Here is an 18,068-nt window from a genome sequence, read left to right on the forward strand (position 1 = left end):
TATTCGCTACGAGCAGCTCGCGAACGCACTCAAGGTGCCGATGGGTGGTCGCGCGCCACTTGCCGACGTCTCGCGTGCGGTGCTCGAGCTGCGCAGGTCCAAGGGGATGGTGCTCGACCCGGCCGACCATGACACGTGGAGCGCGGGGTCGTTCTTCGTCAATCCGCTGCTCGACCTCGTCACCAGCGCGCAGCTGCCGCCGGACGCACCGCGCTGGCCGCAGGTCGACGGGACGGTCAAGACGTCCGCTGCTTGGTTGATCGAGCACGCCGGGTTCGCGCGCGGCTACGGCACTGGGCAAGCGAGACTGTCGAGCAAGCACGCACTTGCAATCACCAATCGCGGCCGCGCGACGACCAACGATGTCCTCGCACTCGCGCGCGAGATCAGATCAGGTGTGCGCGATCGCTTCCGCGTCGACCTGGTGCCGGAGCCCATCCTCGTCGGCTGCGACCTCTAGCCGACTCAGCGTGCGTCAGCAAACAGCTTCTGCAGCCGCGAGACCCCTTCGACGAGGTCCTCGTCGCTGAGTGCATAGGACAGGCGCACGTAGCCGGGCGTGCCGAAGGCCTCGCCTGGCACCACCGCGACCTCGGCCTCTTCGAGCATGACCTCGCAGAGCTCGGCCGACGTCGTCGGACGGTGGCCGCGGATGTCGAGTCCCAGCAGGCTCTTCACGGACGGGTAGCAGTAGAACGCACCCTCCGGCGTCGGGCACGTGACGCCCTCGATCTCGTTGAGCATCGCGGTCATCTGCAGGCGACGACGGTCGAAGGCGGTGCGCATCTCGGCGACTGCCGACAGGTCGCCGGACACCGCGGCGAGCGCGGCCGCCTGCGCGACGTTGGCGACGTTCGAGGTCGCGTGCGACTGCAGGTTCGTTGCGGCTTTGATGACGTCGTTGGGTCCGATCATCCAGCCCACGCGCCAGCCAGTCATCGCATACGTCTTCGCAACCCCGTTGACGACGACGCAACGGTCCGCGATCTCGGGCACCAGCGTCGGCATCGACGCGAAGTGCGCGTCGCCGTAGACCAGGTGCTCGTAGATCTCGTCGGTAACGACCCACAGGCCGCGGGTGGCCGCCCACTCGCCGATCTCGCGCACCTGCTCGGGCGTGTAGACCGCGCCGGTCGGGTTGGACGGTGACACGAAGACGAGCATCTTCGTGCGGTCGGTGGTGTGGGCCTCGAGCATCTCGATGCTCGCCCGGTAGCCGGTGGTCTCGTCAGTGAGGACGTCGACCGGCACACCACCCGCGAGTCGGATCGACTCGGGGTAGGTCGTCCAGTAAGGCGCGGGCAGCAGTACCTCGTCGCCGGGGTCGAGCAGCGTCGCGAACGTGTTGTACAGCGCGTGCTTGCCGCCGTTGGTGACCAGCACCTGGCTCGGCTCGACCTGGAAGCCCGAGTCGCGCAACGTCTTCTGCGCGATCGCGGCCTTCAGCTCGGGTGTGCCGCCCGCCGGCGTGTAGTGATGGTTGCGCGGCACCCGGCACGCTTCGATCGCCGCCTCGACGATGTAGTCGGGTGTCGGGAAGTCCGGCTCGCCCGCGCCGAAGACCACGACTGGACGCCCGGCCGCCTGCAGGGCCTTCGCCTTGGCGTCCACGGCGAGGGTCGCCGACTCCGAGATCGAGCCGATCCGGTGGGACACGCGTGCATGCTGGCTGCTCATGGCTCCATCGTCCCATCGTGTGAGTGGTGGCATGGCCGCAGGTAGCGCCGCGGGTGCCGATACCGAGCCTCAACGGGTCGTGATCGCGGTTCGACTCCGACCCGAGCCACCCCGTACACTCGACCGTCTGGCGGCCTGCCGCCCCTGCGCCAGCCTGCCCAGATCGGTCCGTCCAAGGCCCGCGGGGAGTCAGGCGCTGGGTCGACGAACTGCCGGAGGGGCGTGGCTCAACTGGCAGAGCGTCGGTCTCCAAAACCGAAGGTTGCAGGTTCAAGTCCTGTCGCACCTGCGCCTTCGGGCACGACACCAGCACTATCAGCAAGCGAGATGACCGAGGTGAGGACGAGTGGCTGAGAGTCGCGGGGCCACCGCAACCCCTGAGCGTGGGCGCAAGCCTGCCGCTGCGAAGAAGCCCAACCTCTTCGCGCGCATGGGGCTCTATTACCGGCAGGTCGTCAGCGAGCTGCGCAAGGTCGTCTGGCCGACGCGCAAGGAGCTCGTGACCTACACGATCGTCGTCGTCGTGTTCGTCAGCGTGCTGATGGGCTATGTCGCAGTGCTGGACTACGGGTTCGGCAAATTGGTCCTGAAGATCTTCGGTTAGCTCGGCCGATCGCCGACCCGCACCATCCGATTCGTTGAAGTGAAGGAATGCACGTGACCGACTCCCCGCTGTTCGCCGAGGCTGGCTCCTCGACGCAGCAGTCGCCTGCCGTCCAGGACGCGCCCGCTCACGCCTCCACTGACGTGGCCGCCGGCGACGAGGTCGAGGTCACGGAGTTCGTCGAGGTGCTCACGGACGACGAGGGCGAGGTCCTGGGAGCCGAGGTCATTGATGTCGTGACCGACCCCGACGGCGACGTCATCGAGGACCCGGTCGAGGCCTTCCGCGTGCAGATGCGCGCGATGCCGGGTGACTGGTTCGTCGTGCACTCCTACGCGGGCTACGAGAACCGGGTGAAGGCCAACCTCGAGAGCCGTACCAGCTCCCTCAACATGGAGGACTACATCTTCCAGGTCGAGGTCCCCACCGAGGACGTGGTGGAGATCAAGAACGGCCAGCGCAAGAACGTGCGGCGCAACAAGTTCCCCGGGTACGTCCTCGTGCGCATGGACCTCTCCGACGAGTCCTGGTCAGCCGTGCGCCACACCCCTGGCGTGACCGGCTTCGTCGGCCACGCGCACCAGCCCACCCCGCTCACCGTGGACGAGGTCATCGCGATCCTCGGCCCGACCGTGGAGACCAAGGAGAAGGCCGCGCCGCAGGTGGCCGTCCTGGACTTCGCCGTCGGCGACTCGGTCACCGTCATCGACGGGCCGTTCGCCACCCTGCAGGCGACCATCCACGAGATCAACCCGGACACCCAGCGGGTCAAGGGTCTCGTCGAGATCTTCGGCCGGGAGACCCCGGTCGAGCTGGCGTTCAGCCAGATCCAGAAGAACTGACCGTCAGCGCACCGAACCCTCGAGGAAGTCCAGCATGCCCCCCAAGAAGAAGCTCGCGGCGATCATCAAGCTGCAGATCAACGCCGGCGCGGCCACGCCCGCGCCCCCGGTCGGCCCGGCGCTCGGCCAGCACGGCGTGAACATCATGGAGTTCTGCAAGGCCTACAACGCGGCGACGGAGTCGCAGCGCGGCCAGGTCGTCCCGGTCGAGATCTCGGTCTATGAGGACCGCTCGTTCACCTTCGTGACCAAGACCCCTCCCGCGGCGCGCCTGATCCTCAAGGCGGCCGGGGTGGAGAAGGGCTCGCCGACCCCCCACACGGTCAAGGTCGCCTCGATCAGCCGCGCCCAGGTGCGCGAGATCGCCGAGCTCAAGATGCCCGACCTGAACGCCAACGACCTCGACGCCGCCGAGCGGATCATCGCCGGCACCGCCCGCCAGATGGGCATCACCGTCAAGGACTGACCCGCCGCACCCGCGGCACGTGGGAGGGGCTGCTTCGCCCCGCACGTACCACGACCTCCCGAAACCCCAGGCCCGGCCGGCCGACGCCGGTCTGGGGCCCGAACGACAGGAAGGCAGCACCATGAAGCGCAGCAAGGCCTATCGCGCCGCCGCGGAGCTCATCGACGCCGACGCGCTCTACTCGCCGCTGGAGGCCGTCCGCCTCGCGCGCAAGACCTCGACCACGAAGTACGACGCCACCGTCGAGGTCGCCCTGCGCCTCGGCGTCGACCCGCGCAAGGCCGACCAGATGGTCCGCGGCACCGTCAACCTCCCGCACGGCACGGGCAAGACCGCGCGTGTGCTGGTGTTCGCGACCGGTGAGCGGGCGGAGGCGGCCCGCGCCGCCGGCGCGGACATCGTGGGCGCCGACGAGCTCATCGCCGAGGTCGAGGGCGGCCGACTGGACTTCGACGCCGTGGTCGCCACCCCGGACCTCATGGGCAAGGTCGGCCGGCTCGGCCGGGTCCTCGGTCCGCGCGGCCTCATGCCCAACCCCAAGACCGGAACCGTGACCCCCGACGTGGCCAAGGCGGTCACCGACATCAAGGGCGGCAAGATCGAGTTCCGGGTGGACCGGCACGCGAACCTGCACTTCATCATCGGCAAGACGTCCTTCTCCGACCAGAACCTCGTGGAGAACTACGCCGCGGCTGTCGATGAGGTGCTGCGGCTCAAGCCGGCGGCGGCCAAGGGCCGCTACGTCAAGAAGGCGACCTTCGCGACCACGATGGGCCCCGGCATCCCGGTCGACCCCAACCGCACCCGCAACCTCATGGCCGAGGACGTCGAGGCCTGACCCCGGCCGCCCGCCTCGGATTTGGCGGGCTGGCGCGGCTGCCCGTAGTCTTCGGGCAGCCAAAGACCGCTGGTCGTCGCCCTCAGGGGCGGCCGAAGGACCCCGAGGGGCCGGCCCGCGCAGGTGAACGAGTCGTCCCGCCAACGCGGTCAACGCCCCGTGCGCCTGCGCCGGGGCGTTTCGCCGTTCGACGGGGGCCTCGTCCGCCCGGGAGCGCCGTCCGGCGCCACCCGGAAGGAGGCCCATGCCGAGGCCGGACAAGGCGGCGACCGTCGCCGAGCTCACCGAGGAGTTCCGCTCCTCCTCCGCCGCGGTTCTCACCGAGTACCGCGGCCTGACGGTCAGCCAGCTCAAGGCGCTGCGGGTGGCCCTCGGGCCGACCACGTCCTACGCGGTCGTCAAGAACACCCTCACCAAGATCGCGGCCCGCGAGGCCGGCGTCGAGGGCTTCGCTGAGCTGCTCACTGGTCCCTCTGCCATCGCCTTCGTCAAGGGCGACCCGGTCGAGGCGGCCCGAGGCCTCCGCGACTTCGCGAAGGCGCATCCGCTGCTCGTCATCAAGGGCGGGATCATGGACGGCCGGCCGCTGTCGGCCGCCGAGCTGCGCACCCTCGCCGATCTCGAGTCGCGCGAGGTCCTGCTGGCCAAGCTGGCCGGGGCCATGAAGGCCTCGCTGTCCGGGGCCGTCGCGCTCTTCGCGGCGCCGCTGGCGCAGACCGCCCGGCTCATCGAGGCGCTACGGCAGAAGGCCGAGGCCGACCCGAGCATCCTCACCGGAGGTGCCGGTACGCCTGCCGCGGTTGCGCCCGAGCCGCCGGCCGGGGCCCAGGCCGCCGAGGAGGCGGCACAGGACGCCGAGCCGGACGACACCGAGGCGGCGCAGACCGCCGAGCAGGACGACACCGAGGCGGCGCAGACCGCCGAGCCGGACGACACCGAGGCGGCGCAGACCGCCGAGCCGGACGACACCGAGGCGGCACAGACCGCCGAGCCGGACGACACCGAGGCGGCGCAGACCGCCGATCCCCAGGGCTGAGGCCCGACCACCCACGAGGGCGCCCGAGGGCGCCCGCGGCCCGGTCCGGGCCCTGTCAGGAAGGAACCACCATGGCGAAGCTCAGCAACGCCGATCTCCTCGATGCGTTCAAGGAGATGTCCCTCATCGAGCTCTCGGAGTTCGTCAAGTCCTTCGAGGACACCTTCGGCGTCACCGCCGCCGCGCCGGTGGCGGTCGCGGCCCCGGGTGCGGCCGCCCCGGCCGCCCCGGCTGAGGCGGAGGCCGAGCAGGACGAGTTCGACGTCGTCCTCGAGGGCGCCGGCGACAAGAAGATCCAGGTCATCAAGGAGGTCCGCACGCTGACCAGCCTCGGGCTGAAGGAGGCCAAGGACCTCGTCGACGGCACGCCGGCGACCGTCCTCGAGAAGGTCAACAAGGAGACGGCCGAGAAGGCCAAGGCCGCCCTCGAGGGCGCCGGCGCCACGGTGACCGTCAAGTAGCTCCCAGCTCGGGGAGGGGTCGGGCCGCCGCCTGTCGGATCGGGCGGCGGGCCCGACCCCCTCTCTGTCTGTCCCGACGGGTCCCGGCCCGCCTCTGCTTGTCTCGAGGGGCCCCGGCCCCGCCTCTGCTTGTCTCGACGGGTCCCGGCCCCGCCTCTGCTTGTCCCGTCGGGGGACCCGTGTCAGCGACGCCCGACCGAGGCGCGAGGACGCAGCGTGCGGGTGATGTGTGGGGCGGGGTGCTTGACCCGACCCGCCCGGCCTGTCACGCTTCCGCCCGAGCCGACGTACGGACGCTTCTGGCGTACCCGCGCCGGCTCAGCACGGCTCGCACGGCGGTGGTTCACGGCTCCACGGACCCCGTTCGACAGCGGCGTGCCCCCTCGGGTATGCTGCCTCTTTGCGCTGCCCTCCTCCGCCCCGTGACGCCGTTCCCGCATGACGTCGCCCCGGGCCGTCCGGCATGCGCCTGAACCGCCTGCGAGTCTTCGGAAGGACGCCTCTTGGCCCCCTCGCGCACTGCCTCCGCGAATCCCCGCTCCACCACTTCCGGCTCCGGCCGGGTCTCCTTCGCCAAGATCCGCGAACCGCTGGAGGTCCCGAACCTCCTGGCACTGCAGACCGACTCCTTCGACTGGCTGCTCGGCAACGACGCCTGGAAGGCTCGGGTCGAGGCGGCCAAGGCCTCGGGGCTGTCGGTCCCTGACCGGTCCGGCCTCGAGGAGATCTTCGAGGAGATCAGCCCCATCGAGGACTTCTCGGGCTCGATGTCGCTGACCTTCCGCGACCACCGCTTCGAGCCGGCCAAGAACTCCATCGAGGAGTGCAAGGAGCGCGACTTCACCTACGCCGCGCCGCTGTTCGTCACGGCCGAGTTCATGAACAACGAGACCGGTGAGATCAAGAGCCAGACGGTCTTCATGGGCGACTTCCCGCTCATGACCGACAAGGGCACCTTCATCATCAACGGCACCGAGCGGGTCGTGGTGTCCCAGCTGGTCCGCAGCCCGGGCGTCTACTTCAGCCGGACCGCCGACAAGACCTCGGACAAGGACGTCTTCGAGGCCAAGATCATCCCGTCGCGGGGTGCCTGGCTGGAGTTCGAGATCGACAAGAAGGACATGGTCGGTGTCCGGCTGGACCGCAAGCGCAAGCAGTCGGTCACCGTGCTGCTCAAGGCGCTGGGGTGGGACAACGAGAAGATCCTCGCCGAGTTCGGCGACTTCGAGTCGATGCGGCTGACCCTGGAGAAGGACCACACGACCGGCCAGGACGACGCGCTGCTCGACATCTACCGCAAGCTGCGCCCGGGTGAGCCCCCGACCAAGGAGGCCGCGCAGACGCTGCTCGACAACCTCTACTTCAACCCCAAGCGCTACGACCTGGCCAAGGTCGGGCGCTACAAGGTGAACAAGAAGCTGGGCCTCGACCTGCCCCTCTCCCAGGGCGTCCTCACCCTCGACGACATCGCCGCGGCGATCCGTTACCTCGTCTCGCTGCACGCGGGCGAGGGCGTCATCACCCTGGCGAGCGGTGAGGTCCGCACCGAGACCGACGACATCGACCACTTCGGCAACCGGCGCCTGCGAACGGTCGGCGAGCTCATCCAGAACCAGGTCCGCACCGGCCTGGCCCGCATGGAGCGCGTGGTCCGCGAGCGGATGACCACCCAGGACGTCGAGGCGATCACACCGCAGACCCTGATCAACATCCGGCCGGTGGTGGCCTCCATCAAGGAGTTCTTCGGCACCAGCCAGCTCTCGCAGTTCATGGACCAGACCAATCCGCTGGCCGGCCTGACCCACAAGCGCCGGCTGTCCGCGCTCGGTCCCGGTGGCCTGTCGCGGGAGCGGGCGGGCTTCGAGGTGCGCGACGTGCACCCGTCCCACTACGGCCGGATGTGCCCGATCGAGACGCCGGAGGGTCCCAACATCGGGCTCATCGGCTCCCTCGCGACCTACGGGCGGGTCAACGCCTTCGGGTTCGTCGAGACGCCCTACCGGCGGGTCGAGAACGGCCGGGTCAGCGACGCGGTCACCTACCTCACCGCCGACGAGGAGGACCTGCACGTCATCGCGCAGGCGAACGCGCCGCTCACCGAGGACGGGACCTTCGCTGAGGCCCGTGTCCTGGTCCGGCGCCGCAACGGCGAGGTCGACTACGTCCAGCCCTCCGACGTCGACTACATGGACGTCTCCCCGCGGCAGATGGTCTCGGTCGCGACCGCGATGATCCCCTTCCTCGAGCACGACGACGCCAACCGGGCGCTGATGGGCTCGAACATGCAGCGCCAGGCGGTGCCGCTCCTGCGCGCCGAGGCGCCGCTCGTCGGCACGGGCATGGAGTTTCGTGCCGCCGTCGACGCCGGCGACGTCGTGGTCGCCGCCAAGGCAGGTGTCGTGGAGGAGGTCTCGGCCGACCACGTCACGGTCGCCAACGACGACGCCACCCACACGACGTACCGGATCGCGAAGTTCGTCCGCTCCAACCAGGGGACCTCGTTCAACCAGAAGGTCATCGTCGTCGAGGGCGACCGGGTCGAGGTCGGCGAGGTGATCGCCGACGGCCCGTGCACCCAGAACGGCGAGATGGCGCTCGGCAAGAACCTGCTCGTCGCGTTCATGCCCTGGGAGGGTCACAACTACGAGGACGCGATCATCTTGTCGCAGCGCCTCGTCCAGGACGACGTCTTGTCCTCGATCCACATCGAGGAGCACGAGGTCGACGCGCGTGACACCAAGCTCGGACCGGAGGAGATCACGCGGGACATCCCGAACGTCTCCGAGGAGATCCTCGCCGACCTGGACGAGCGCGGCATCATCCGCATCGGCGCCGACGTCGTCCCCGGCGACATCCTGGTCGGCAAGGTGACGCCCAAGGGCGAGACCGAGCTCACCCCGGAGGAGCGCCTGCTGCGGGCCATCTTCGGCGAGAAGGCGCGCGAGGTGCGCGACACCTCGCTCAAGGTGCCGCACGGGGAGTCCGGCAAGATCATCGGGGTCCGCGTCTTCGACCGCGAGGAGGGCGACGAGCTGCCCCCCGGCGTCAACCAGCTGGTCCGGGTCTACGTCGCGCAGAAGCGCAAGATCACCGACGGCGACAAGCTCGCCGGGCGACACGGGAACAAGGGCGTCATCGCCAAGATCCTCCCGGTCGAGGACATGCCGTTCCTCGAGGACGGCACACCGGTCGACATCGTGCTCAACCCGCTGGGCGTCCCGGGCCGGATGAACGTCGGGCAGGTCCTGGAGACCCACCTGGGCTGGGTGGCCAAGACCGGGTGGCAGGTCGACGGCTCCGACGAGGAGTGGAAGCGAAGCCTGGAGCGCATCGGGGCGAGCGTGGGCGCGCCGGGCACCAACGTGGCGACCCCGGTGTTCCACGGTGCGCGCGAGGACGAGATCACCGGGCTCCTCGGCTCCACCCTGCCCAACGCCGACGGCCAGCAGCTGATCGGCTCCTCGGGCAAGGCGCGGCTGTTCGACGGGCGCTCAGGTGAGCCGTTCAAGGACCCGATCTCGGTCGGCTACATCTACATCCTCAAGCTGCTGCACCTCGTCGATGACAAGATCCACGCGCGGTCGACCGGCCCGTACTCGATGATCACGCAGCAGCCCCTGGGCGGGAAGGCCCAGTTCGGCGGCCAGCGCTTCGGCGAGATGGAGGTCTGGGCTCTGGAGGCCTACGGCGCCTCCTACGCCCTGCAGGAGCTGCTCACCATCAAGTCCGACGACGTGCTGGGCCGGGTGAAGGTCTACGAGGCCATCGTCAAGGGCGAGAACATCCCCGAGCCCGGGATCCCGGAGTCGTTCAAGGTCTTGATCAAGGAGATGCAGTCGCTTTGCCTCAACGTCGAGGTGCTCTCCAGCGACGGTCTGGCGATCGAGATGCGCGACACCGACGAGGACGTGTTCCGCGCCGCCGAGGAGCTCGGCATCGACTTGTCACGCCGTGAGCCGAACAGCGTCGAAGAGGTCTGACCCACCGGCAGCCCTGCTGTCACCGGCCGCCCGTCGGCCACCCCCCAGTAGCACAGTGCACCAAGGAATCCGAGAGAAGGAACTCCGTGCTCGACGTCAACTTCTTCGACGAGCTGCGCATCGGCCTGGCCACCGCTGACGACATCCGCCAGTGGTCGCACGGCGAGGTCAAGAAGCCCGAGACGATCAACTACCGCACCTTGAAGCCGGAGAAGGACGGCCTCTTCTGCGAGAAGATCTTCGGTCCCACCCGGGACTGGGAGTGCTACTGCGGCAAGTACAAGCGGGTGCGGTTCAAGGGCATCATCTGCGAGCGCTGCGGGGTCGAGGTGACCCGGGCCAAGGTGCGTCGCGAGCGGATGGGCCACATCGAGCTGGCCGCGCCGGTGACCCATATCTGGTACTTCAAGGGCGTGCCGAGCCGGCTCGGCTACCTGCTCGACCTCGCGCCGAAGGACCTGGAGAAGGTCATCTACTTCGCGGCGTACATGATCACCCAGGTCGACGAAGAGGCCCGCCACCGCGACCTGCCCTCGCTCGAGGCCAAGATCTCCGTCGAGAAGCAGCAGGTGGCCAACCGACGTGATGCCGACGTCGACACCCGGAGCAAGAAGCTCGAGGCCGACCTCGCCGAGCTCGAGGGTGAAGGCGCCAAGGGCGACGTACGCCGCAAGGTCCGTGAAGGTGCCGAGCGCGAGATGGCGCAGATCCGCCGCCGGGCCGACGCCGAGATCGCCCGCCTCGAAGAGGTGTGGGACCGGTTCAAGAACCTCAAGGTGCAAGACCTCGAGGGCGACGAGCTGCTCTACCGCGAGATGCGGGACCGGTTCGGGATGTACTTCTCCGGCGGTATGGGCGCCGCGGCGATCCAGAAGCGGCTGGAGACCTTCGACCTCGAGGGCGAGGCGGAGAAGCTGCGCGAGGTGATCCGGACCGGCAAGGGCCAGCGCAAGACGCGCGCTCTCAAGCGGCTCAAGGTCGTGTCGGCGTTCCTCAACACGACCAACAGCCCGATGGGGATGGTCCTGGACTGCGTCCCCGTCATCCCGCCGGACCTGCGTCCGATGGTGCAGCTCGACGGCGGTCGCTTCGCCACCAGCGACCTCAACGACCTCTACCGCCGGGTGATCAACCGCAACAACCGGCTCAAGCGGCTCCTCGACCTCGGCGCGCCCGAGATCATCGTCAACAACGAGAAGCGCATGCTCCAGGAGGCGGTCGACGCGCTGTTCGACAACGGCCGCCGCGGGCGCCCCGTCACCGGCCCGGGCAACCGGCCGCTGAAGTCGCTGTCCGACATGCTCAAGGGCAAGCAGGGTCGATTCCGGCAGAACCTGCTCGGCAAGCGGGTGGACTACTCCGGGCGGTCGGTGATCGTCGTCGGCCCCCAGCTCAAGCTGCACCAGTGCGGACTGCCCAAGCAGATGGCGCTGGAGCTGTTCAAGCCCTTCGTGATGAAGCGGCTGGTCGACCTCAACCACGCCCAGAACATCAAGTCCGCCAAGCGGATGGTCGAGCGGGCCCGGCCGGTCGTCTGGGACGTCCTCGAGGAGGTCATCTCCGAGCACCCGGTGCTACTCAACCGCGCCCCGACGCTGCACCGGCTGGGCATCCAGGCCTTCGAGCCGCAGCTTGTCGAGGGCAAGGCGATCCAGATCCACCCGCTGGTCTGCACGGCGTTCAACGCCGACTTCGACGGCGACCAGATGGCGGTGCACCTGCCGTTGTCGGCCGAGGCCCAGGCCGAGGCACGCATCCTGATGCTGTCCTCGAACAACATCCTCTCGCCCGCGCACGGGCGCCCGATCACGGCGCCGACGCAGGACATGGTGCTGGGCCTGTACTACCTCACGACCCAGCTCGACGGCGCGGTCGGGGAGGGTCGGTCCTTCGCCAGCGTCTCCGAGGCGATCATGGCCTACGACAACCGCGAGCTCGACCTGCGCGCGCGCGTCCAGCTTCGCCTTCGCGACGTCGTCCCCCCGCCGGGGACGACCATGCCGGAGGGCTGGGTGGAGGGCGACCCGTTCCTCATCACCACCACCCTCGGTCGGGCCCTGTTCAACGAGGCCCTGCCGGTCGACTACGCCTACGTCGACGAGGAGGTCGGCAAGAAGCAGCTGTCGGCGATCGTCAACGACCTCGCCGAGCGCTACCCCAAGGTCCAGGTCGCGGCCACCCTCGACGCCCTCAAGGCGGCCGGCTTCCACTGGGCGACTCGGGCGGGCGTCACGATCGGGATCGAGGACGTGGTCACCCCGCCGCGCAAGACCGAGATCCTCAACTCCTACGAGGCCAAGGCGGAGAAGGTCCAGAGCCAGTACGAGACCGGTCTGATCACCGACGACGAGCGTCGCCAGGAGCTGATCGAGATCTGGACCCAGGCGACCAACGAGGTCGCGCGCGAGATGGAGGCCAACTTCCCGACCGGCAACCCGGTCTGGATGATGGTCCACTCTGGTGCCCGAGGGAACATGATGCAGGTCCGCCAGATCGCGGGCATGCGCGGACTCGTGGCCAACCCGAAGGGCGAGATCATCCCGCGCCCGATCAAGGCCAACTTCCGCGAGGGCCTGTCGGTGCTGGAGTACTTCATCTCGACCCACGGCGCGCGCAAGGGTCTGGCCGACACAGCACTGCGCACGGCGGACTCCGGCTACCTGACCCGCCGTCTGGTCGACGTCTCGCAGGACGTGATCATCCGCGAGGACGACTGCGGCACCGACCGCGGCCTGACGTTCCCGATCGCGGTGCGCACGGCGGACGGCGGGCTGCGCAAGGCCGACGACGTCGAGAGCACGGCGTACTCGCGCACCCTCGCCGAGGACGTCACCATCGACGGCGAGGTCATCGCGGTGGCTGGCGCCGACGTGTCCATCCCGCTCATCGACGCGATGGTCGCCCACGGCGTGGAGCAGGTGAAGGTCCGCAGCGTCCTGACCTGTGACAGTCGGGTGGGGACCTGCGCCATGTGCTACGGGCGTTCGATGGCGACCGGGAAGCTGGTCGACGTGGGTGAGGCGGTGGGGATCATCGCCGCCCAGTCCATCGGCGAGCCGGGAACCCAGCTCACCATGCGGACCTTCCACACCGGCGGTGTGGCCGGCGAGGACATCACGCACGGCCTGCCCCGGGTGGTCGAGCTGTTCGAGGCCCGGACGCCCAAGGGCGTGGCCCCGATCAGCGAGGCGGCCGGCCGGGTCCGCATCGAGGACTCGGACAAGGCCCGCAAGATCGTCGTCGTCCCGGACGACGGGTCGGACGAGGTCGCGTACGCGGTCTCCAAGCGCGGCCGGCTCCTGGTCGGCGAGGGCGACCACGTCGAGGTGGGCCAGCAGCTCATCGTCGGCGCTGTCGACCCCAAGCAGGTGCTGCGCATCCTCGGCCCGCGCGCGGTCCAGCGTCATCTGGTCGAGCAGGTCCAGGACGTCTACCGCAGCCAGGGCGTGTCGATCCACGACAAGCACATCGAGGTGATCGTCCGGCAGATGCTCAAGCGGGTGACCATCCTGGAGTCCGGCGACTCAGAGATGCTGCCCGGCGAGCTCGTCGAGCGCGCCAGCTTCGAGGCGGAGAACCGCCGGGTGGTCGCCGAGGGCGGTGCGCCGGCGGCGGGCCGCCCGGAGCTGATGGGGATCACGAAGGCCTCGCTGGCCACCGACTCGTGGCTGTCGGCGGCCTCCTTCCAGGAGACGACGCGGGTCCTCACGGACGCGGCCATCCACGCCAAGTCCGACCCGCTGCTCGGCCTGAAGGAGAACGTCATCATCGGCAAGCTGATCCCGGCCGGTACGGGGCTGCCCCGCTACCGCGACATCCGGGTGGAGCCCACCGAGGAGGCCAAGGCCGCGGTGTACTCCCTGTCCGTCTACGACGACGTGGACTACACGGCGTCCTTCGGCGGCGGCAGCGGCCAGGCCGTGACCCTCGAGGAGTTCGACTACGACCCCTACAGCCGGTGACCAGGGCGGGGTGGTCGCGCCACGGCGCTACCGCCCCGCTTTGACCCCTCCTGCGCGGCGCGGGTAGCCTCTCCGCGTCGGGCCTGGGGTCCCCCGGGCCTCATGCGCGCGCTCGCACGAGCGCCGTCCCGCTCTCATGACGGACCGCAGTCCGTGGGGGAGCAGCCGACACGCCCGACCTCGGGGGTCGGACGTGGGGCCCCACGACGACCGAGTGCCCCGACCGACGCCCACGACAAGATCACGAAGAGACCCGGAGACGTAGTGCCCACGATCCAGCAGCTGGTCCGCAAGGGCCGCCAGGACAAGATCGGCAAGACCAAGACGCCCGCCCTCAAGGGCAGCCCCCAGCGGCGGGGCGTCTGCACGCGCGTGTACACCACGACGCCGAAGAAGCCGAACTCCGCCCTGCGCAAGGTCGCCCGGGTGCGCCTGACCAGCCAGATCGAGGTCACGGCCTACATCCCCGGGGTCGGCCACAACCTGCAGGAGCACTCGATCGTGCTCGTCCGTGGCGGTCGGGTGAAGGACCTGCCCGGGGTCCGTTACAAGATCATCCGTGGGTCGCTCGACACCCAGGGCGTGAAGAACCGCAAGCAGGCCCGCAGCCGCTACGGCGCGAAGAAGGAGAAGAGCTGATGCCCCGCAAGGGCCCCGCGCCCAAGCACCCGGTCGTCGTCGACCCGGTCTACAACTCCCCGCTGGTCACCGCCCTGGTCAACAAGGTCCTCCTCGACGGGAAGAAGTCCGTCGCGGAGCGCATCGTCTACGGCGCGCTCGAGGGCTGCCGGACCAAGACGGGAACCGACCCCGTGGTGACCCTCAAGCGGGCGCTCGACAACGTCAAGCCCACCCTCGAGGTCCGGCCCCGCCGCGTGGGCGGCGCCACCTACCAGGTGCCGGTCGAGGTGCGAGCCGGCCGCTCGAGCACGCTCGCGTTGCGCTGGCTGGTCATGTACTCCCGCCAGCGGCGCGAGAAGACGATGACCGAGCGCCTGATGAACGAGCTGCTCGACGCGAGCAACGGCCTCGGCGCCAGCGTCAAGCGGCGCGAGGACACCCACAAGATGGCGGAGTCCAACAAGGCCTTCGCCCACTACCGCTGGTAGCGGCGCGAGCCGCCCCAGCCCCCCAGACGACGAGAGAACGAGGAAGACGCCCCCGTGGCCACCGAAACCGCCGCCGCCCTGGCCAAGGTCCGCAACATCGGGATCATGGCCCACATCGACGCGGGCAAGACCACCACGACCGAGCGGATCCTGTTCTACACCGGCATCAACTACAAGATCGGCGAGGTGCACGAGGGCGCCGCGACGATGGACTGGATGCCGCAGGAGCAGGAACGTGGCATCACCATCACCTCCGCCGCGACCACCTGCCAGTGGGACGGCCACACGATCAACATCATCGACACCCCGGGCCACGTCGACTTCACCGTCGAGGTGGAGCGCTCGCTGCGCGTGCTCGACGGCGCGGTCGCGGTCTTCGACGGGGTCGCCGGCGTCGAGCCGCAGTCGGAGACGGTGTGGCGCCAGGCCGACCGGTACGCCGTACCGCGCATCTGTTTCGTGAACAAGCTGGACCGTGTCGGCGCGGAGTTCCACCGCTGCGTGGACATGATCCGCACCCGGCTCGCCGCTACCCCACTGGTCCTGCAGCTGCCGATCGGCACCGAGGCCGAGTTCACCGGCGTGGTCGACCTGGTCGGCATGAAGGCGCTGGTCTGGTCGGCCGACGCCCCCAAGGGCGAGATGTACGACACCATCGACATCCCGGCCACCCACGTGGAGGCGGCCCGAACCGCTAGGGACGAGCTGCTGGAGACCCTCGCCGAGAACGACGACCAGGCGATGGAGGACTACCTCGAGGGCAAGGAGCCCAGCGAGGAGGAGCTCATCGCGGCGATCCGCCGGGCAACCGTCACGAGCAAGCTGACGCCGGTGCTGTGCGGCTCGGCGTTCAAGAACAAGGGCGTCCAGCCCATGCTCGACGCCGTCGTGCGCTACCTGCCCTCCCCGCTGGACGTCGACGCCATCCAGGGCCACGCCGTGGGTGATGAGAGCACCGTGGTGGAGCGCAAGCCCTCCGAGAGCGAGCCGTTCTCGGCGCTGGCCTTCAAGATCATGAGCGACCCCCACCTCGGCAAGCTCACCTATATCCGCGTCTACTCCGGGGCGCTCACGTCGGGGACCCAGGTGCTCAACAGCACCAAGGGCCGCAAGGAGCGCATCGGCAAGATCTACAAGATGCACGCGAACAAGCGTGAGGAGATCGACCGCGTCGGAGCGGGCCACATCGTCGCGGTCATGGGTCTCAAGGACACGACCACCGGGGACACCCTGTGCTCCGACAGCGCGCCGGTGATCCTGGAGTCGATGACCTTCCCGGCCCCGGTCATCCACGTGGCCGTGGAGCCGAAGACCAAGAGCGACCAGGAGAAGCTGGGCACGGCCATCCAGCGTCTGTCCGAGGAGGACCCGACTTTCCAGGTCCGGACCGACGAGGAGACCGGCCAGACGATCATCGCGGGCATGGGCGAGCTGCACCTCGACGTCCTCGTCGACCGGATGCGCCGGGAGTTCAACGTCGAGGCCAACGTCGGCAAGCCGCAGGTGGCCTACCGCGAGACCATCACCAAGCCGGTGACCAAGGTGGAGTACACCCACAAGAAGCAGACGGGTGGCTCGGGGCAGTACGCCCGCGTGATCATCGACATCGAGCCGACCGGCGGTGACGGGGACGGCGGATACGAGTTCGTCAACGCCGTCACCGGCGGCCGCATCCCCCGGGAGTACATCCCCTCGGTGGACGCCGGCTGCCAGGACGCCATGGAGTTCGGCGTCGTGGCCGGCTACCCCCTCGTCGACGTCAAGGTGACCCTGCAGGACGGGGCCTACCACGAGGTCGACTCTTCCGAGCTCGCCTTCAAGATCGCCGGTTCGATGGCGTTCAAGGAGGCGGCACGGCGTGCCGCGCCGGTGCTGATGGAGCCCATGATGGCCGTCGAGGTCACCACCCCCGAGGACTTCATGGGCGATGTCATCGGCGACCTCAACAGCCGTCGTGGCCAGATCCAGTCGATGGACGAGCGGATGGGCTCGCGCATCGTCACCGCGCTCGTGCCCCTGTCGGAGATGTTCGGCTATGTCGGAGACCTCCGGAGCAAGACGCAGGGCCGGGCCAGCTACTCCATGCAGTTCCACTCCTACGCCCAGGTCCCGACCAACGTGGCGCAGGAGATCATCGCCAAGGCTCGAGGCGAGTAGCCGAGAACCAGGGCGAGCGGCTCGAGGCGAGTAGCCGAGGCCCGAGACAACAACCCCCCGAGACAACAACCCACGGGTACGAGCACCAGCACCGGCCCACCCCCGACCGAACGCCAGCACCGAACGGCGTACGTACGTCCTAGGAGGACAGCAGTGGCGAAGGCGAAGTTCGAGCGGACTAAGCCGCACGTCAACATCGGCACCATCGGGCACATCGACCACGGGAAGACGACCCTGACCGCGGCGATCACCCGAGTGCTGCACGACAAGTACCCGGACATCAACCCCTTCACACCCTTCGACCAGATCGACAAGGCGCCCGAGGAGCGACAGCGCGGCATCACCATCTCGATCGCGCACGTCGAGTACCAGACCGAGGCACGCCACTACGCCCACGTCGACTGCCCCGGTCACGCTGACTACATCAAGAACATGATCACCGGCGCGGCCCAGATGGACGGCGCCATCCTGGTGGTCGCGGCGACCGACGGCCCGATGCCGCAGACCAAGGAGCACGTCCTCCTGGCCCGCCAGGTCGGCGTCCCCTACATCGTCGTGGCACTGAACAAGGCGGACATGGTCGACGACGAGGAGATCCTCGAGCTCGTCGAGCTCGAGGTCCGCGAGCTGCTCAGCGAGTACGAGTTCCCCGGCGATGACGTCCCGGTCGTGCGCGTGTCGGCGCTCAAGGCGCTCGAGGGCGACCCGGAGTGGAGCGCGAAGCTGCTGGAGCTCATGCAGGCCGTCGACGACAACATCCCGACGCCGGTGCGTGAGACCGAGAAGCCGTTCCTGATGCCGATCGAGGACGTCTTCACGATCACCGGCCGCGGCACCGTCGTGACCGGCCGCATCGAGCGCGGCGTGATCAAGGTCAACGAGACCGTCGAGATCGTCGGCATCCGCCCGGAGAAGCAGAGCACCACGGTCACCGGC

The 18,068-nt window shown here is 69.0% G+C and carries 13 protein-coding genes, 1 tRNA gene and 1 pseudogene; 14 read left to right on the forward strand and 1 reads right to left on the reverse strand.

Annotation, left to right across the window (positions count from 1 at the left end; all coding sequences use genetic code 11):
• On the forward strand, positions 1 to 460 hold a 460-nt coding region (locus VMI11_13210; protein ID HTY73366.1), incomplete at its 5' end, for a UDP-N-acetylenolpyruvoylglucosamine reductase.
• Positions 461 to 465: 5 nt separating this feature from the next.
• Here VMI11_13210 and VMI11_13215 read toward each other — a convergent pair.
• Positions 466 to 1,677, reverse strand: coding sequence for a pyridoxal phosphate-dependent aminotransferase (locus VMI11_13215; protein ID HTY73367.1), 1,212 nt, complete (start codon positions 1,675 to 1,677; stop codon positions 466 to 468).
• A 216-nt stretch (positions 1,678 to 1,893) separates the two neighbouring features.
• Between VMI11_13215 and VMI11_13220 the strand changes: the two genes are divergently transcribed.
• The 13 genes and pseudogenes from VMI11_13220 to VMI11_13280 all read left to right on the forward strand — a co-directional run.
• A tRNA-Trp gene (locus tag VMI11_13220) sits at positions 1,894 to 1,966 on the forward strand.
• 57 nt (positions 1,967 to 2,023) lie between these two features.
• On the forward strand, positions 2,024 to 2,281 hold the full coding sequence (gene secE / locus VMI11_13225; protein ID HTY73368.1) for a preprotein translocase subunit SecE: 258 nt from the start codon (positions 2,024 to 2,026) through the stop codon (positions 2,279 to 2,281).
• A 53-nt stretch (positions 2,282 to 2,334) separates the two neighbouring features.
• Positions 2,335 to 3,123 (forward strand): transcription termination/antitermination protein NusG, encoded by a 789-nt coding sequence (gene nusG / locus VMI11_13230; protein HTY73369.1) that lies wholly within the window; start codon positions 2,335 to 2,337, stop codon positions 3,121 to 3,123.
• 34 nt (positions 3,124 to 3,157) lie between these two features.
• A complete protein-coding gene (rplK, locus tag VMI11_13235; protein ID HTY73370.1) occupies positions 3,158 to 3,589 on the forward strand; it encodes a 50S ribosomal protein L11 in 432 nt (143 codons plus the stop codon).
• A 121-nt stretch (positions 3,590 to 3,710) separates the two neighbouring features.
• Positions 3,711 to 4,427 (forward strand): 50S ribosomal protein L1, encoded by a 717-nt coding sequence (rplA, locus tag VMI11_13240; GenBank protein HTY73371.1) that lies wholly within the window; start codon positions 3,711 to 3,713, stop codon positions 4,425 to 4,427.
• 244 nt (positions 4,428 to 4,671) lie between these two features.
• A pseudogene (gene rplJ, locus VMI11_13245) lies at positions 4,672 to 5,175 on the forward strand (50S ribosomal protein L10).
• Positions 5,176 to 5,534: 359 nt separating this feature from the next.
• Complete coding sequence (gene rplL, locus VMI11_13250) at positions 5,535 to 5,924, forward strand: 50S ribosomal protein L7/L12 (GenBank protein HTY73372.1); 390 nt, start codon at positions 5,535 to 5,537, stop codon at positions 5,922 to 5,924.
• Between the two features lie 503 nt (positions 5,925 to 6,427).
• Entirely contained in the window at positions 6,428 to 9,904 is a 3,477-nt protein-coding gene (gene rpoB, locus VMI11_13255) for a DNA-directed RNA polymerase subunit beta (protein HTY73373.1), read from the forward strand.
• A gap of 86 nt (positions 9,905 to 9,990) precedes the next feature.
• The gene (locus tag VMI11_13260) at positions 9,991 to 13,866 is read left to right on the forward strand and encodes a DNA-directed RNA polymerase subunit beta' (protein ID HTY73374.1); all 3,876 of its coding nucleotides are present in this window, start codon (positions 9,991 to 9,993) and stop codon (positions 13,864 to 13,866) included.
• Between the two features lie 264 nt (positions 13,867 to 14,130).
• Entirely contained in the window at positions 14,131 to 14,505 is a 375-nt protein-coding gene (gene rpsL, locus VMI11_13265; GenBank protein ID HTY73375.1) for a 30S ribosomal protein S12, read from the forward strand.
• Entirely contained in the window at positions 14,505 to 14,975 is a 471-nt protein-coding gene (gene rpsG / locus VMI11_13270; protein ID HTY73376.1) for a 30S ribosomal protein S7, read from the forward strand. Before rpsL ends, rpsG begins: the two co-directional genes overlap by 1 nt.
• A gap of 54 nt (positions 14,976 to 15,029) precedes the next feature.
• Positions 15,030 to 17,132, forward strand: coding sequence for an elongation factor G (gene fusA / locus VMI11_13275; GenBank protein HTY73377.1), 2,103 nt, complete (start codon positions 15,030 to 15,032; stop codon positions 17,130 to 17,132).
• A 153-nt stretch (positions 17,133 to 17,285) separates the two neighbouring features.
• On the forward strand, positions 17,286 to 18,068 hold a 783-nt coding region (locus VMI11_13280), incomplete at its 3' end, for an elongation factor Tu (protein HTY73378.1).

The organism is Actinomycetes bacterium, from assembly GCA_035506535.1.
Taxonomy (GTDB): domain Bacteria; phylum Actinomycetota; class Actinomycetes; order DATJPE01; family DATJPE01; genus DATJPE01.